Genomic DNA, 14,449 nt, shown 5'->3' on the forward strand with positions numbered 1-14,449 from the left:
CGTTGCCGCGTCACCGGTCGGGCTCTGACCCGATAGGAGCCTGCGCAACTCGCAGCAAGGCACCCCCGAGGTCGGAGTCGGTTACCGTGCCTGGTGACCTGGGCCGCTGGTCGACACCGTCCGAGGACGGCGGCGGGATTCGAACCCGCGTAACCACCTTTGGGTTAGGAAGTAGCGGTAACCTGCGCACCGGGAGTGCCCCCGTATCGTGCCCCAGCCCACTCGCCCGGGCAACGCCGTTTACCGGAACGGCCCGGCCATCGCCTTCAGCAGGGTGTGCTCGTCGTCGTCGCCCGCGAGGTGCCACGTGAACGCGCCCCTCAGGCCGTGGCGCGCCGCGAAGGTCGCGCGCTGCGCGATCGACTCCGCGTCCTCGTAGCTCACGAACGTCTGCGTTCCGGGGTGGTACAGCCAGGGCGAGCGCGCCACCGGGTCGCGGTGCCGCTCCCAGGCCGGGTCGCTCAGCAGGTCGCGCGCGATGTCGCGGTAGTCGCCGGCGTAGACGGCGCCGGTCTGGGGCTGGAACAGCCCGGGCGGGGCGGCGCGGAAGCCGCGGCCGTAGAACGGCACGCCCAGCACGAGCTTGTCCCGCGGCACGCCGAGGCGCTCGTAGTACTCGACGGCGCCGGTGACGTTGTTCCACCGGCGCAGCTGCGGGTCGAGGGGGTCGCCGGGCACCTCGGTCAGCGGGGCGTTGAACGTGGCGACCGAGGAAAAACCGGTGCCGAAGTCGTACGTCATGAGGTTGACGAAGTCCAGCCGCCCGGCGAGCTCGGCGAGCTCGTAGCTGTCCGCCGGGTCGTACGGGCCCGCCGACTGCAGCCGGCCCGCCGGCAGCGCCGCGGTCAGCAGCCGGTCGGGGCCGAGGCGGTCGCGCAGCTCCCGCGCCAGCAGCGTGCAGTTGCGCCGGTCCTCGGGGCGGTGGGTCACCTCGGCCGGGCCGCCCGCGACGGGGAACTCCCAGTCCAGGTCCACGCCGTCGAAGCCGGCCGCGAGGGCGAGGCACTCGTCGGCGAAGGCGGCCCGGGACCGCGCGGTGAGCGCCGCGTCGGAGAACCCGCCCGCGCCCCAGCCGCCGACCGACAGCACCGTCTTGAGGCCGAGTGCGGCGAGCGCCTCGAGGTGGGCCGGCGCGTCGGGCGGCAGCGTCAGGCGGCCCTGCTCGATCGTCGCGAAGGCGTAGAACACGTGGGTCAGCAGGCTCGCGGCCCGGGCGTCGACCGTGTACCCGGCGGCGAGGCTGGTCCCGGGAACGTACGCGCCCAACGTGATCATCCGGGCACCGTACCAGCCTCCTGGCCGGGGCGGCGGTGCTCAGGGAGCTGGTTGAGCCACAGGGCCAGGGCCCGCGCCACCTCCTGGTCGAAGGCGGCCCGCGCCCGCAGTGCCGGGTCGTGGTCGCCGGCGGTGGCGAGGCGGCTGATGCGCAGGCGGGTCGCGGCCAGGCCGCTGGCGAGGAAGGTGTCGAAGGTCGCCGGGTTGGCGGCGTCCACGGCCAGCATGCCCCGCACGTACAGGTCGTCGACCGCGGTGTCCGGGCCGACCGCGCACAGCCAGGCGGCCTGGCGCCGGCGGCCCTCGGCCGTGAGCCAGCACGCGAGGCGGTTGGCGCTGCCGTGCCGTACCGTCGCCGGCGCCTCGATGCGGATCAGGCCGGCGCGCTCCAGCCGGTTGACGCTGATCATGACGCGGCTCAGGTCGACCTTGCGGGCCTCGCCGAAGACCGCGGTGTGCCGCTGCCACAGCTCGTACGCGCTGCTCGGCCCCTCGGCCAGCAGCACCAGGACGACATCGTCCAGCGCCACCGTCATCGAGGACCTCCGACTTCAACTTCTACAGCCGTGTAGAAGTTAGCAGTCCGGGTCCTCGTTCAGCAGTTCGCGCAGCAGGCGCTCGTCCTGCTCGCAGAGGCGGCCGACGAAGCGGCGCAGCACGGAGGCACGGTCGGACTGGGCCGTGAGCAGCCGGCTGATCCGGTCCGCGACCAGGCCGGCGGCGTCGCTGAGGGCGCCGTACCGGTACGCCCGCCCGTCCCGCCGCCGGGTCACCGCGCCGCGCTCGTGCAGCCGGGTCAGCGTGGTCACGACGGCGCTGTAGGACAGGCGGCCCGCGGGGTCGACGCGTTCCCGGACCTCCCCCGGGGTGAGCGGGGCGCCCGCCGAGCCGAGTACCGTCAGGATCTCGGCCTCGAGCTGGCCGGGCCGCCGCCTCGGCCGCGCCTCGTCTGGGGTCACGGGCAGACTGTAGCGGGAGTAGCGGGAAGGTTTCGCCGCATCGTGTTCGATCATTTCGTCTGGTCCGTACTCGCGGTCCCGCCGCTGCTCGTGATCGCCGTGCGGCTGCTGGCCGACCGGCTCGCGCCGGGCGCCGCGGCCCGGGCCGGGGCCTGGTCCGCCGCCGCGGCCGCCTTCGGCAGCACGGTCAGCCTGGCGCTGTTCGCGGCCCACGCGGCCGCCGAGGTGCCGCTGGCCGGCCGGGCGCTGGGCTGGTCGACCGGGCTCGTCGCGCGCGACACGGCGGCCGAGCCCTGGGTGCCGTGGCTCAGCATCGGGCTGCTCGCGGCCGCCGTCATCTCGGTGTCGTACCGCTGGATCCGCCAGCACCGGCTGCTGCGGCTGCTGCCGTCCGGCGGCCCGGAGCCCCTGGTCATCGTGCCCGACGCGGCCGCGGGCGCGTTCGCCGTCCCCGGCCGCCCGGGCCACGTCGTGGTCACGACCGGCATGCGCGACCTGCTCAGCGACCGGCAGTTCGAGGCCCTCCTCGCGCACGAGCGCGCCCACCTCGCCGAGCGCCACCACCGCCTGGTGCGCATGACCGAGCTGGCCGTGGCCGCGCATCCGGCGCTGTGGTGGGTCGGCCGGCACGTCGACTACCTCGTCGAGCGGGCGGCCGACGAGCGGGCCGCGGCCGCGCTGGGTGACCGCCGTACCGTCGCCACCGCCATCGGCGCGGCCGCCCTCGCCGGCCCCGCCCCGCACCCGTCGGGCCTGCACGCGGCGAGCGTCGGGGGCATCGTGCCCCGCCGGGTCAGCCTCCTGCTGCGCCCGCACCCGGCGGTGCTGCCGCGCGGCCTGGCCGTCGTGCCGGTCCTCGTGGGCCTCTCCTCGCTGGTCTGGACCGGCGAGGCCGCCCTCGACCTGGTCCAGCTCTTCGCGGCGGCCGCCCGTTGAGCCACGTCCTCGCGATCGACCAGGGCACCTCCGGGACCAAGGCGGTGGTCACCGACGCCCGCGGGCGGGTGCTCGCGACCGCCGAGGAGGAGCTGCGGCCGGTGTACCTCGACGGAGGCGGGGTCGAGGTCGATCCGCACGCGCTGCTCGGCTCCGTGCTGCGGGCCGGGCGGCGGGCCGTCGCCGCGGCCGGGGTGCCGGTCGGGGCCGTGGCGCTGGCCAACCAGGGCGAGACGGTGCTCGCCTGGGACCGCACGACCGGGGCGCCGCTCGGCCCGGCGATCGTCTGGCAGGACCGGCGGGCCGAGACGGTCTGCGCCGCCCGCGCCGCGTCCGCCCCGCGGGTCGCCGAGCTGACCGGGCTCGTGCTCGACCCGTACTTCTCCGCCCCCAAGATGCGCTGGCTGCGCGAGCAGCGCGGCCCCGGCGGCGTCGTCACCACCACCGACACCTGGCTCGTGCACCGGCTGTGCGGCGCCTTCGTCACCGACGCGTCCACGGCGAGCCGGTCGCTGCTGCTCGACCTCGACCGGGTCGAGTGGAGCGGCGAGCTGCTCGACCTCTTCGGCCTCGCCGGCGAGGAGCTGCCCGAGATCGTGCCGAGCGACCGGATCGTCGGCACCACCGCGGCGTTCGGCGGCGACGTCCCGGTCACCGGCCTCATCGTCGACCAGCAGGCCGCGCTGCTCGCCGAGGCGTGCCTCGAGCCCGGCACCGCCAAGTGCACGTACGGCACCGGCGCCTTCCTGCTCGCCCAGCTGGGCGCGAGCGCGGCCCGGTCGCGGCAGGGGCTGGCCACGTCGGTCGCCTGGCGGCTGCGCGACGCCACCGCGTACTGCGCCGACGGCCAGGTCTACACCGCCGCCTCCGCCGTGCGCTGGCTCGCCGACCTCGGCCTCATCGGCGGCGCCGGCGAGCTCGACGCGGTCGCCGCGCCCGACAGCGGCGGCGTGCTCTGCGTGCCCGCCCTCGCCGGGCTCGCCGCGCCGTGGTGGAACCCGGCCGCGACGGCCTCGCTCACCGGCCTGACCCTGAGCACCGGCCGCGGCCACGTGGTGCGGGCCGTGCTCGAGGGCATCGCCGCCCAGGTCGCCGCGCTCGCCGCGCTCACCGGCGACGACCTCGGCACCCCGCTGACCCGGCTGCGCGCCGACGGCGGCCTCACCCGTTCCCGCGTGCTGATGCAGGCCCAGGCCGACCTCGCGCAGCGCCCGATCGAGGTGTACCCGTCCCCGCACGCGACCGCCCTCGGCGCCGCCGCCTGCGCCCGCCTCGCCCTCGACCCGGCACTGTCCATCGTGGACGCCATCGGGGACTGGCGGCCCGCGGCCACGTTCGAGCCCGCGTGGCCGGCGGAGCGCGCCGCCGAGCACCTGGCCCGCTGGCACGCCCTGGCCGGCGCATGAGCGCCCCGGCGTTCGACGTGGCCGTGATCGGCGCCGGGCTCGTCGGCGCCGCGATCGCCCGGCGCCTCGGCGGCACCGCACTGTCCACTGTGCTCATCGAGGCCCGCGACGACGTCGGCGACGGCACCAGCAAGGCCAACACGGCGATCCTGCACACCGGGTTCGACGCCCGGCCGGGCACCCTCGAGTCGCGCCTGGTCGCCCGCGGCTACCACCTGCTCGGCGAGTACGCCGCGGCGGCCGGCATCCCCGTCGAGCGCACCGGCGCGCTGCTTGTCGCGTGGGACGACGAGCAGCTGGCGGCCCTGCCCGGCCTGCGGGACAAGGCCACCCGCAACGGCTGCACCGAGTGTTCGATCGTCGATTCCGGTCAGGTGTACCGGGAGGTGCCCGCCCTGGCCCCGGGCGCCCTCGGCGGCCTCACCGTCCCGGGCGAGTCGATCACCTGCACGTGGACGACGAACCTGGCCCTGGCGACCGACGCGGTGCGCCGCGGCGTCACCCTGCGGCGCGGCCACCGCGTCACCGCGGTCCGCGACGACGGCACCCACACCTGGCTCGGCACCGGCGCCGGGGAGATCGGCGCCCGCTGGGTCGTCAACGCCGCCGGGCTCGGCGCCGACGGGCTCGACCGGCTCTTCGGCCACGAACGGTTCACCGTCACGCCCCGCCGCGGGGAACTGCTCGTGTTCGACAAGCTCGCCCGGCCCAAGGCCCCGAAGATCGTCCTGCCGGTGCCGTCCAAGGCGGGCAAGGGCGTGCTCATCAGCCCCACGATCTACGGCAACGTGATGCTCGGCCCGACCGCCGAGGACCTCGAGGACCGCACGGCCACCGGCACCTCCGAGGCCGGGTTCGCGTTCCTGCGCGCCAAGGGGGCGGCGATCCTGCCGTCGCTGCTGGACGAGGAGGTCACCGCCGCCTACGCGGGCCTGCGCGCGGCGGTCGACGCCGACGACTACCTCATCGACGTGGACGGGCCGCGGCGGTACGCGCTCGTCGGCGGCATCCGCTCGACCGGCCTCACCGCGTGCCTGGCCATCGCCGAGCACGTGGTGTCCCTTCTGGACGGCGCGCTGGACGTTCGCGAGCGCCCCGGGCTGCCTCCGCCGCCGCGGATGCCGAACCTGGGCGAGGCGGGTGTCCGGCCCTACCGGGACGGCGCGGCGATCGCCGGCGACCCGGAGTACGGCCGGATCGTGTGCTTCTGCGAGCGGGTGACCCGGGGCGAGATCCGCGACGCCTACGCCTCGACGATCCCGCCGGCCACTGTGGACGGCCTGCGGCGCCGGACGCGCGCGATGAACGGCCGGTGCCAGGGCTTCTACTGCGGCGCCGAGGTGGCGGCGCTGCACGAGGCCGGGGGCGCACGGTGAGCGGGCATGTTCGCGTTGCCATTGTCGGGGGCGGGCCGGCCGGGCTGGGTGCGGCCGCGGCCCTCGCCGGGCGCGTCGGCGGGCCGGTGCTCGTGCTGGAGCGGGAGTCCGCCCCCGGGGGCGTGCCGCGGCACAGTGCGCACAGCGGGTACGGCATCCGGGATCTGCACCGGGTCCTCAGTGGACCGTCCTATGCGGAGCGTCTCGCCGCCCGTGCCGTGGCCGCCGGGGCCGTGGTGGAGACCGAGGCGATGGTGACCGGCTGGGCCGGCGACCGGGCGCTCGAGGTGACCTCGCCGCGGGGCCGGCGCACCGTGACCGCCGACGCCGTCGTGCTCGCCACCGGCGCCCGCGAACGGCCCCGCCCCGCGCGGATGGTCCCCGGCGACCGCCCGGCCGGCATGTACACCACCGGCCAGCTCCAGCAGCTCGTCCACCTCCACCACCGGCCGGTCGGCCACCGCGCGGTCGTCGTCGGCGCCGAGCTGGTGAGCTGGTCGGCGGTGCTCACCCTGCGGGCGGCCGGCTGCCGTACGGTGCTGCTGACCACCGAGCGCCCCCGGCCCGAGCTGCGCCTGCCGCTGCGGCCGGTGCGCACCCGCACGCGCGTGGCCGCGATCCACGGGCACGGCCGGGTGTCCACCGTGGAGCTGGAGGACCTGCGCACGGGCCGCCGCGAGCTCGTCGAGTGCGATACCGTGGTCCTCACCGGCGACTGGATCCCCGACCACGAGCTGGCCCGCCTGGCCGGGCTGGAGCTCGACCCGGCGACCCGCGGCCCGCGCGTCGACACGGCGCTGCGCACCAGCCGCCCCGGCGTGTTCGCCGCCGGCAACCTGCTGCATCCGGTCGACACCGCCGACGTCGCCGCCCTCGACGGCCACCACGTCGCCGCGGCCGTGCTGTCGTGGCTGGACGGTTCCCCGGACGTTGCCGCGGGGCTTGCGCTGGTCGTCGAGCCGCCGCTGGTGTGGGTGGCGCCGCAGCTGATCCGGCCCGGGGGCCCGCCGCCCGCCCGGGGCCGGCTGCTGCTGTGGACGGCCGAGCACCGCCGCCTCCCTCGGGTGACGGCGGTGCAGGACGGCCGGCGGGTCGGATCGGTGCGGCCGCCGTGGCCCGCGGCGCCCGGTCGCGTCTTCCGGGTGCCGTACTCGCTGGTGCGCGGGGCCGACCCGGGCGGCGGACCGGTCCACCTCAGCCTGTCATGACTCCCGCAGCACGCCGGCCATCCCGTACCTGCCGTGCGACGAGAGCACGGTGTACGGGTCGGGGATGCGGATCTGGGCGGCGATCCGGCGGGTACGCCGGCCGCGGTAGGCGGGGCCGACGGCCGCCGGCAGCGCCTCGGCGCCGGTGCCGGCCTCAGCGCGGGCGCGCAGGTCGTCCGTCAACTGTTGACATCGACGCCGAGATCGCGCAGCCGCCCGGCGTCGAAGCCCGCGGGCCAGACCGTGGAGTCATCGGCCCGCGCGCCCGTGAGCAGCGCCGACTCGAGCCGCCGGGCCCGCAGGTCCGCCCCGCGCAGGTCGGCCCCGCGCAGGTCGGCCTGATGCAGGTCGGCGTCGCGCAGGCACGCCTCGACCAGCACGGCGCCGGTGAGCGACGCCCCGGCCAGGGACGCCTGCCGCAGGTCGGTCCCCTTGAGGTCCCCGCCGTCGAGCCGGGCCCCGCTCAGCTCGGCCCGCGCGAGGGTCGCCCGCCGCATGATGACCTCGGTCAGCCGCACCCCGTCGAGGGCGGTGCTGCGCAGGTCGACCCGCGACAGGTACAGCCGCCAGGCCCCGCGGGCCCGCGGGCGGCGCCCGAGCACGTTCATGGCCGCCTGCACGTCGGGGGCGCGCACGTACATCCAGGGCAGGTCGCGGTCGACGTCCCCGCCGGGCGCCCGGCCGTCCCACGGGGCGTGCCCCCGGACGAAGGCGCCGAGCATGTACTGCACGGTCGGCCGGTCGGGCCCGGAGTTGTTCGCGACGCGCCCGAGCGCGTACACCCCGCCGACCCGCACGTCGACCTTGTCGCTGCCGAGCTGCTCGACGGCCCGCCCGATCCGATCGGTGATCTGCCCATCGCGGGCGACCATGACCTGCCGCCAGGTCGCGGCCAGCCCGGCGAGCACGACGATCCCGCCGATCGTCTGCAGCAACAGCCCGCGCGCGTTGTTCTGCAGCTGCGACTGCGCCTGCTGCAGCTCGATGCGCGCCTTGGGATCGGCGACGCCCGCGAGACCCGCGGACGACAGCGGCGGATAGAGCCACAGCGGCCCGAGCACGACCACGACGACGAGGACCGCGACGAGCACGACGAGCGCCGTCACGACGAGCCAGGCGTGCGGACGAACACGCACAGCGCCGTCTCCCTTCGCCGAGCGGCAGCGGAACGTGGGGCCACTTTGTACGGTAACGATTCGGCCGTTCGGCGCATAGGACTCCGTGAGCGGGCTGGGGTAGAACTGTGGCTCATGGCCCTGGTCTTCGTGCACGGCATCGGCAACCGCAGTGGCGCCGCGTACGACAGGAAGGTCGCGTTCCGCGATGCGCTGTTCCGGCGGTTCCTGCTCGACCGGGCCTTCCCGGAGTTGACCGGATCGCCGATCCTGAACCCCGTGTGGGGTGGCCTCGGGGCCCGGCTGGCCTGGGACCACGCCTCGGCGCCCGGCATCCGGCCCGGCGAGCGGCTCGGCCCGGACGACCCGTTCGTCGCCGATGTCATGAGCGTGACCGACCCCGGGCGGACCGGCCAGCCGCTGGTTCGGGTGGCCCGCGACGACCTCCGGGACGCCATCGACCTGCTGTACACGATGCTCGACCTGCGAGGGCGCGGCGCGGACGAGATCACCGATCTCGCCGATCTCGCCGCCGACCTGGTGGACTGGTGCGACCGCCAGGAGGGCGCCGAAGGGCCCCGGCTCGGGCCGGTCGACGACGATCGGGAACTGCTCGAACTGCTCGTTCGGGCGGCCGCGCCGCAGCCGGCGCAGGCCGAGGGCTCGGAGACCCTCGGCGGACGCCGGCGGGTGCGGGAGGTCGCCCGGGCCGCGCTCGTTGCCGCCGTGAACCGCTACCGCCAGCAGAATGTCGGGCCGCCGGTCCGGTACGCGGCCGCGGCCCTGCGGCGGCTGGCCGGCCGGCCGATCTCACTGCTGATCGGCGACGTGATGGTGTACCTCGGCGGCCGGGGTACCCCGGCCGAACCCGGCCCGATCGTCGCCCTGGTGGCGGCGGCCCTGGATGCCGGTCGTCGCGACGGTCCGCTCGTGGTGGTGGCCCACAGCATGGGCGGCAACATCGCCTATGACGTCCTGAGTCACTTCCGGCCGGACATCCAGGTGGACACGCTCATCACCGTCGGATCGCAGGTCGGCCTGTTCGAGGAGCTCAAGCTGTTCGGCGGCAGCGACCCCGCGGTGCCCGACCCGCGCCGTCCGCTGGTCGCGCCGCCGGCCAACGTCACGCGCTGGATCAACGTCGTCGATCGCGGCGACGTTCTCGCCTACCGGGCCGCACCGATATTCGGCGGGGCCGAGGACTACGACTACCCGTCCGACGCCCCCTGGGCCCACGGCGCCTACTTCCAGCAACCGAACTTCCACGCGCGTCTCGCGGAGCGCGCGCGTAAGGCCCGCTGATGACCGAGATCATCGTCGACCCCGGGCCCGGTCCGCGGCTACACGCCTTCGTGATCGGCGTCGGGCAGTACCCGAACTGCGACAATCCCCCCGTGACCGGCATCGCGAGCCGCGTACTGGGTGACCTCGGCTCGGTGACGAGTCCGCCCCCGTCGGCCGGCGCCGTCGCCGAGTGGCTGCTGCGGGCGCCGCGCGGCGAGGGCGATCTGCCGGTCGGCACCGTCGAGGTGCTGATCTCCGCGCCCGAACCCGCGACGGTGGGGCTCGCCGACGGCGACGGACGATCGGTCGACGGCGCCACGTTCGAGCGGTTCAAGGCGGCGTTTCGCCGATGGCGGCGCCGATGCGACACGGATCCCGGCAACATCGCATTCTTCTACTTCTGCGGGCACGGCTGGCATCTCGACGGGCAGCTGCTGCTGCTGGAGGACTTCGGGGCCGACCCGGACGCGTTACTGGAGAACGCCGTCGAGCTCAGCGAGGTCCGGACCCTGATGCAACACTGCCGGGCCCGGTCCCAGCTGTACTGCATCGAAGCATGCCGGCAGATGCCGACCGCGCTGTTCCAGGTGCACGCCGAGCCCGGCCGTCTCATGGATCGCCCGGAGCAGGTCACGCTGCCGCTGGCGCCGCTCGACGCGCCGGTCTACTTCTCGACGGCGCAGCGCTACCCCTCCGAAGTCGACCGGGCGGCGGTCACACCATTCACCGTCGCGTTGCTCCGCACGCTCGACGGGCTCGGCGCGCACCGGGTCGGCGCCGGTCCCTGGCGTGTCGCCACCGACCGCTTCGGGATGTATCTGCGCGACGTGATCGCCTGGGACAACCCGGGCACCGACCGCTCGGCCCTCCTCACGTTCGCCGGCGAGCAGTGCGGGTCGAGCGTGTTGCGCACCCTGGACGGACCGCCCCGGGTCCCGTTCCGGCTGATGTGCGCCCCGGAGCGCGCGCTGCCCGCGGCGGTCGTATCCATGCGGCAGCTCGAGGCCCGGCAGGACCAGCCGATCCCCGTCGCCCCCGACGGCGTCGGCGAGGTGGTCGCCGGCGCCTACCGCCTGGATCTCGCGTTCCCCAACGCCGAGTTCAGCGGGGCGTCGGTTTTCGCGGAGGTGCTCCCGCCGAACAAGACCTGGCATGCGCAGGTCGAGCCCGCATGAGCCCGACCGTGATCATCGTCGGCCGGGACGCGGCCGCGGCGGCCGGTGCCGTCATCGGCGCATTCGAGCTGGTGGACTCCGGCATGCGTACGGTGTCCGCCGGCGTGCTGGTCAATGGGCAACCGAGCCCGGCCGGAACCCTCGCTCCCGGCCAGTACTTCGCCCGGGCCACCCTGACGTCGGGGCGGCGTGTGTCGAGCCGTGTCGAGATCCCGGCCGGTAGCCGCACCGCGGTGGTCGCGGAGCTGGAGGCCACCGCGCCGGCCGCTCCCGCCGCAACCGACTCCGCCGGCTGGCTTGCCGGATGGCGGTTCGACGCGGGAACGGATGCCTTCGTCCCGGGAGGGGTACGCCGGCGTGCCGGCAACGCGATCGCGGCTTCGGGTCCGGGAACCGGAACCACGACGCTGATCCAGTGGACGGTGGAGCCCCACGCTCCCTTGTTCACCGCGGCGATCGCGGGCATGCCCTTGCACTTCGGCGGCGACGCGGCGACGCTCGATCTCCATCCGGCGTCGGCGGCCGCGCGGACGCTCGTGACGTTCCTCCACCGTGGTGACGTACCCGCCGCCCGGGTGCTGCTGGACTTTCTGCTCGAGGCCGGTGCCGCGCCGGACCCCGTTGCGGCCGTCGCCGTCGGCTACGGCCTGCTCCGCTTCGGCGATCCGCGGCTGAGCGACTGGGCGCGGGAGCTGCTCGCCGCCCAACCGGACTCGTTCGACGCGCGACTGATCCACGCCTCGGCGTTGATGCGGGATCCGCAGGGGTGGCCGCACGCGCGGGACCGGCTGCTGGAGGCCACCCGCTACGGCCTGCCGATGTTCTCGCAAGGGCTGCGGGTGCTCGACGACGGGCTCCGGCTGCTCGTCCAGGGCACCGATGACGCGGAGCTGGTCGCCGCGCGGCGGCGGTACGTCCCATATCTGCGCGGCGCGCTGAACCGTCCGCTGACGACGTTCTGGGGTGGCGACCCGGCCGCCCCGGCCCCGCTGCCGGTCGCCGCCGGCCCGCCGCCGCACGCGCGGATCATGCGGTTGAACGGCCTCGTACCAGATCTGCGGCCCCTGGAGCCGGGCTCGTTGCCGAACGGGGAGCCCGGGCCGGCCGCACGGCGGAGCCCGGGCCCGGCCCCGCGACGGATGACGGCGGTCGCGCGTTCCCGGCTGCTGCTCGTCGACGACCAGGACCTGATCCGCCGAGGGCTGCGGCACGCGTTCGAGGAACACCGCCAGTTCGAGGTGGTGGGCGAGGCCGCGACGGCCGCCGAGGCGATCCGTCAGGCCGGCGCGCTGCGACCTGACGTCGTGATCATGGAGCTCCGCCTGCCCGACGGCAGCGGGCTGGAGGTCACCCGCGCCCTGCGCCGGACCAGCGGCGGCATGGGCATCGTCCTGCTGGCCATGTACGCCGGCGACGACCAGCTCTTCGGCGCGCTCGAGGCGGGGGCCTCGGCGTTCGTACCCAAGACCGCCCCGGCCGAGGAGATTGTGGCGGCCGCCCGGCACGCCGTCTCGGCGCCCGGCGCGTTCGCCGCGGCCGACCTGGGCGAGGCGATGAGGCGCCGGCTGGCCCCGAGCGGACCGCGGCTGTCCCCGCGCGAGAGCCAGGTCCTGCGCCTGCTGGCCGACGGCAGAAGCGTGTCCGGCATCGCCAAGCAGCTGTTCGTCTCCGAGTCCACCGCGAAGACCCACATCTCCAAGCTCTACGAGAAACTCGGCGCCGCCAACCGGACCCAGGCCCTCATGAACGCGCTCCGGCTCGGTGTGCTCGAAGCCCCCGACACCCCGCAGTTCTGAGCGGGTCACACCGCGGCCCGGAATTCGCGCATGATTGGGCCGTGACCCCGTCGCTTTCGGTGCCGCCGTTGTTCGCCGCGCTCCAGGGGGCGCGGCGCGTGCTCATCGCCGGGGCCGGTGGGGGGTTCGACGTCTACGCCGGGCTGCCGCTCGCCGTTTCGTTGTGGGATGCCGGGGTTGAGGTACACCTCGCGAACCTCTCGTTCACGCCGCTCGAACTGCTCGAGGTCGACGCCTGGGCCGCGCCCGACGTCGCCGAGGTCGTTCCGGACACGGTCGGGCCGGCGGAGTACTTCCCGGAGCGCACCCTCGCGCGCTGGCTCGCCGGGCAGGGGTTTCCCGCGACGGTCTTCGCGTTCCCGAAGGTCGGCGTGCAGCGGCTGCGGCGGGCGTACCTTCACCTGACCGACCGCCTCCGCCTCGACGCGATCGTCCTGGTCGACGGCGGCACCGACATCCTCATGCGCGGCGACGAGGCCGGGCTCGGCACGCCGGTCGAGGACATCACGAGCCTGGCCGCGGTCGCGGGCCTCGACGGGATCCCGGTGCGGCTGGTCACCTGCCTCGGCTTCGGCATCGACGCGTACCACGGCGTGGTGCACACCCAGGTGCTGGAGAACCTCGCCGCCCTGGACCGCGAGGGCGGCTACCTCGGCGCGCTGTCGATCCCGGCCGGCAGCCCCGAGGCCGAGCTGTACCGCGCCGCGGTCGCCGACGCCCAGGCCGCCACGCCGCTGCGCCCGAGCATCGTGAACGGGCAGATCGCCGCCGCGCTCGAGGGCGCCTTCGGCGACGTGCGGTTCACGACCCGCACCAGCGGCAGCCGGCTCTTCGTCAACCCGCTCATGGCGGTGTACTTCACCGTCGACCTGCCGAAGCTCGCCGCCCGCTGCCTCTACCTGGACCTGATCGAGCCCACGGTCGGTATGCTCCAGGTCGCCTCGCGGATCAACAACTTCCGCATCACCGTCGATCCGCGCACGCCGCGGCAGTTCCCGCACTGAAACGGAGACCCCGTGGTTACCTTCAGCGAGTCCGACGACCTGCGCGGCGCCCGGTTCATCGGCGCCGACCTGTCCGGCGCGGTCCTGCGCGGCGTCGACCTGCAGGGCGTGGAGATCGAGTCGCCGTGGCTCTTCGACGCGGGCAACACCTTGATCGTCAACGGCGTCGACGTGTTGCCGTACGTCGACGCCGAGCTGGACCGCCGCTTCCCCGGCCGTGCCGAGCGCCGCGCCGCCGACCCGGACGGCCTGCGCGCGGCCTGGACAGCGGTGGAGCAGACGTGGACGGCCACGCTCGCCCGCGCGGCGGCCATGCCGACCGGCACCGTCGACGCGTCGGTGCAGGGCGAGTGGTCGTTCGCGCAGACCTTGCGGCACCTGGTGCACGCCACGGACATCTGGTTCGGCCGGACGATCCTGGAGCTCGAGGATCCGTTCCACCCCGCCGGCCTGCGGTACGACAGCCCGGTACAGCCGACCGCTCTGTCTTATGCCGAGATCCTGGAGGTCCGGTCCGGCCGCGTCGCCATGGTGCGCGACTACCTGGCCGAGGCCACGCCCGAGATCCTGGCCGAGCCGCGCCGCAACCCGCACGCGCCGGAGAAGTCCGTGACCGTCCTGTCCGCCCTGCACGTGATCCTGGGCGAGGAGTGGGAGCACCACCGGTACGCCGTACGCGACCTCGACGCCCTTCAGACGTCGTAGGCGTCGCGGCCGCGCTCAGCCGGTGATCGTGTACGGGTCGCCGTGGACCTTCCACGACAACGGCGTCCGCAGGTCCAGGTTGCCCGCGGTCAGGAACGCTCGCTGGGCGGTGTCGACGCGGCTCGTCCTTCTCACGCGAGACCGGCTCAGACCATCGCCGCGCATGAAAGGGTTGGCGATCGGCCGGCCGTGCCGTCTGAGGAACTTCGA

At 75.0% G+C, this 14,449-nt stretch carries 14 protein-coding genes; 9 read left to right on the top strand and 5 right to left on the bottom strand.

The genetic code is table 11. The features are described from left to right. Nucleotides 1-240: 240 nt before the first annotated feature. From AB0B76_RS24785 to AB0B76_RS24795, 3 genes are read right to left on the bottom strand one after another with little or no spacing between them, the layout of a single operon-like run. The gene (locus AB0B76_RS24785; protein ID WP_360379393.1) at nucleotides 241-1,275 is read right to left on the bottom strand and encodes a glycosyl hydrolase family 18 protein; all 1,035 of its coding nucleotides are present in this window, start codon (nucleotides 1,273-1,275) and stop codon (nucleotides 241-243) included. After that, nucleotides 1,272-1,811: a PadR family transcriptional regulator gene (locus AB0B76_RS24790; protein WP_360379395.1), complete on the bottom strand. Its 540-nt coding sequence runs from the start codon at nucleotides 1,809-1,811 to the stop codon at nucleotides 1,272-1,274. The genes AB0B76_RS24785 and AB0B76_RS24790 overlap by 4 nt, the downstream gene beginning before the upstream one ends. A 39-nt stretch (nucleotides 1,812-1,850) precedes the next feature. Next, nucleotides 1,851-2,234 carry a BlaI/MecI/CopY family transcriptional regulator gene (locus AB0B76_RS24795; protein ID WP_360379397.1) on the bottom strand — a complete coding sequence of 128 codons (384 nt, stop codon included), beginning with the start codon at nucleotides 2,232-2,234 and terminating at the stop codon, nucleotides 1,851-1,853. A gap of 42 nt (nucleotides 2,235-2,276) precedes the next feature. Between AB0B76_RS24795 and AB0B76_RS24800 the strand changes: the two genes are divergently transcribed. From AB0B76_RS24800 to AB0B76_RS24815, 4 genes are read left to right on the top strand one after another with little or no spacing between them, the layout of a single operon-like run. Further along, nucleotides 2,277-3,170: a M48 family metalloprotease gene (locus AB0B76_RS24800; RefSeq protein WP_360379400.1), complete on the top strand. Its 894-nt coding sequence runs from the start codon at nucleotides 2,277-2,279 to the stop codon at nucleotides 3,168-3,170. Further along, nucleotides 3,167-4,576, top strand: a complete 1,410-nt coding sequence (locus tag AB0B76_RS24805; protein ID WP_360379403.1) for an FGGY family carbohydrate kinase — start codon at nucleotides 3,167-3,169, stop codon at nucleotides 4,574-4,576. The genes AB0B76_RS24800 and AB0B76_RS24805 overlap by 4 nt, the downstream gene beginning before the upstream one ends. After that, nucleotides 4,573-5,952 carry an NAD(P)/FAD-dependent oxidoreductase gene (locus AB0B76_RS24810; protein WP_360379406.1) on the top strand — a complete coding sequence of 460 codons (1,380 nt, stop codon included), beginning with the start codon at nucleotides 4,573-4,575 and terminating at the stop codon, nucleotides 5,950-5,952. Before AB0B76_RS24805 ends, AB0B76_RS24810 begins: the two co-directional genes overlap by 4 nt. Further along, on the top strand, nucleotides 5,949-7,160 hold the full coding sequence (locus tag AB0B76_RS24815; protein WP_360379408.1) for an FAD/NAD(P)-binding oxidoreductase: 1,212 nt from the start codon (nucleotides 5,949-5,951) through the stop codon (nucleotides 7,158-7,160). The genes AB0B76_RS24810 and AB0B76_RS24815 overlap by 4 nt, the downstream gene beginning before the upstream one ends. Here AB0B76_RS24815 and AB0B76_RS24820 read toward each other — a convergent pair. Together AB0B76_RS24820 and AB0B76_RS24825 are read right to left on the bottom strand one after the other, a co-directional pair. Next, complete coding sequence (locus AB0B76_RS24820) at nucleotides 7,155-7,343, bottom strand: hypothetical protein (protein WP_360379410.1); 189 nt, start codon at nucleotides 7,341-7,343, stop codon at nucleotides 7,155-7,157. The genes AB0B76_RS24815 and AB0B76_RS24820 overlap by 6 nt on opposite strands. Further along, entirely contained in the window at nucleotides 7,340-8,296 is a 957-nt protein-coding gene (locus AB0B76_RS24825) for a pentapeptide repeat-containing protein (RefSeq protein WP_360379413.1), read from the bottom strand. Before AB0B76_RS24825 ends, AB0B76_RS24820 begins: the two co-directional genes overlap by 4 nt. 114 nt (nucleotides 8,297-8,410) lie before the next feature. Here AB0B76_RS24825 and AB0B76_RS24830 point away from each other — a divergent pair, with 114 nt between their 5' ends. The 5 genes from AB0B76_RS24830 to AB0B76_RS24850 all read left to right on the top strand — a co-directional run bounded on the left by AB0B76_RS24830 (nucleotide 8,411) and on the right by AB0B76_RS24850 (nucleotide 14,239). Further along, nucleotides 8,411-9,577 (top strand): hypothetical protein, encoded by a 1,167-nt coding sequence (locus AB0B76_RS24830; RefSeq protein WP_360379415.1) that lies wholly within the window; start codon nucleotides 8,411-8,413, stop codon nucleotides 9,575-9,577. After that, complete coding sequence (locus AB0B76_RS24835; RefSeq protein WP_360379417.1) at nucleotides 9,577-10,734, top strand: caspase family protein; 1,158 nt, start codon at nucleotides 9,577-9,579, stop codon at nucleotides 10,732-10,734. The genes AB0B76_RS24830 and AB0B76_RS24835 overlap by 1 nt, the downstream gene beginning before the upstream one ends. 1,139 nt (nucleotides 10,735-11,873) lie before the next feature. Continuing rightward, nucleotides 11,874-12,530 (top strand): response regulator transcription factor, encoded by a 657-nt coding sequence (locus tag AB0B76_RS24840; protein ID WP_360379660.1) that lies wholly within the window; start codon nucleotides 11,874-11,876, stop codon nucleotides 12,528-12,530. A 41-nt stretch (nucleotides 12,531-12,571) separates the two neighbouring features. After that, a complete protein-coding gene (locus tag AB0B76_RS24845) occupies nucleotides 12,572-13,534 on the top strand; it encodes a DUF1152 domain-containing protein (RefSeq protein WP_360379419.1) in 963 nt (320 codons plus the stop codon). Nucleotides 13,535-13,546: 12 nt separating this feature from the next. Continuing rightward, nucleotides 13,547-14,239: a DinB family protein gene (locus AB0B76_RS24850; protein ID WP_360379421.1), complete on the top strand. Its 693-nt coding sequence runs from the start codon at nucleotides 13,547-13,549 to the stop codon at nucleotides 14,237-14,239. Nucleotides 14,240-14,449: the final 210 nt, after the last annotated feature.

It is taken from the genome of Dactylosporangium sp. NPDC049140, from assembly GCF_040648435.1.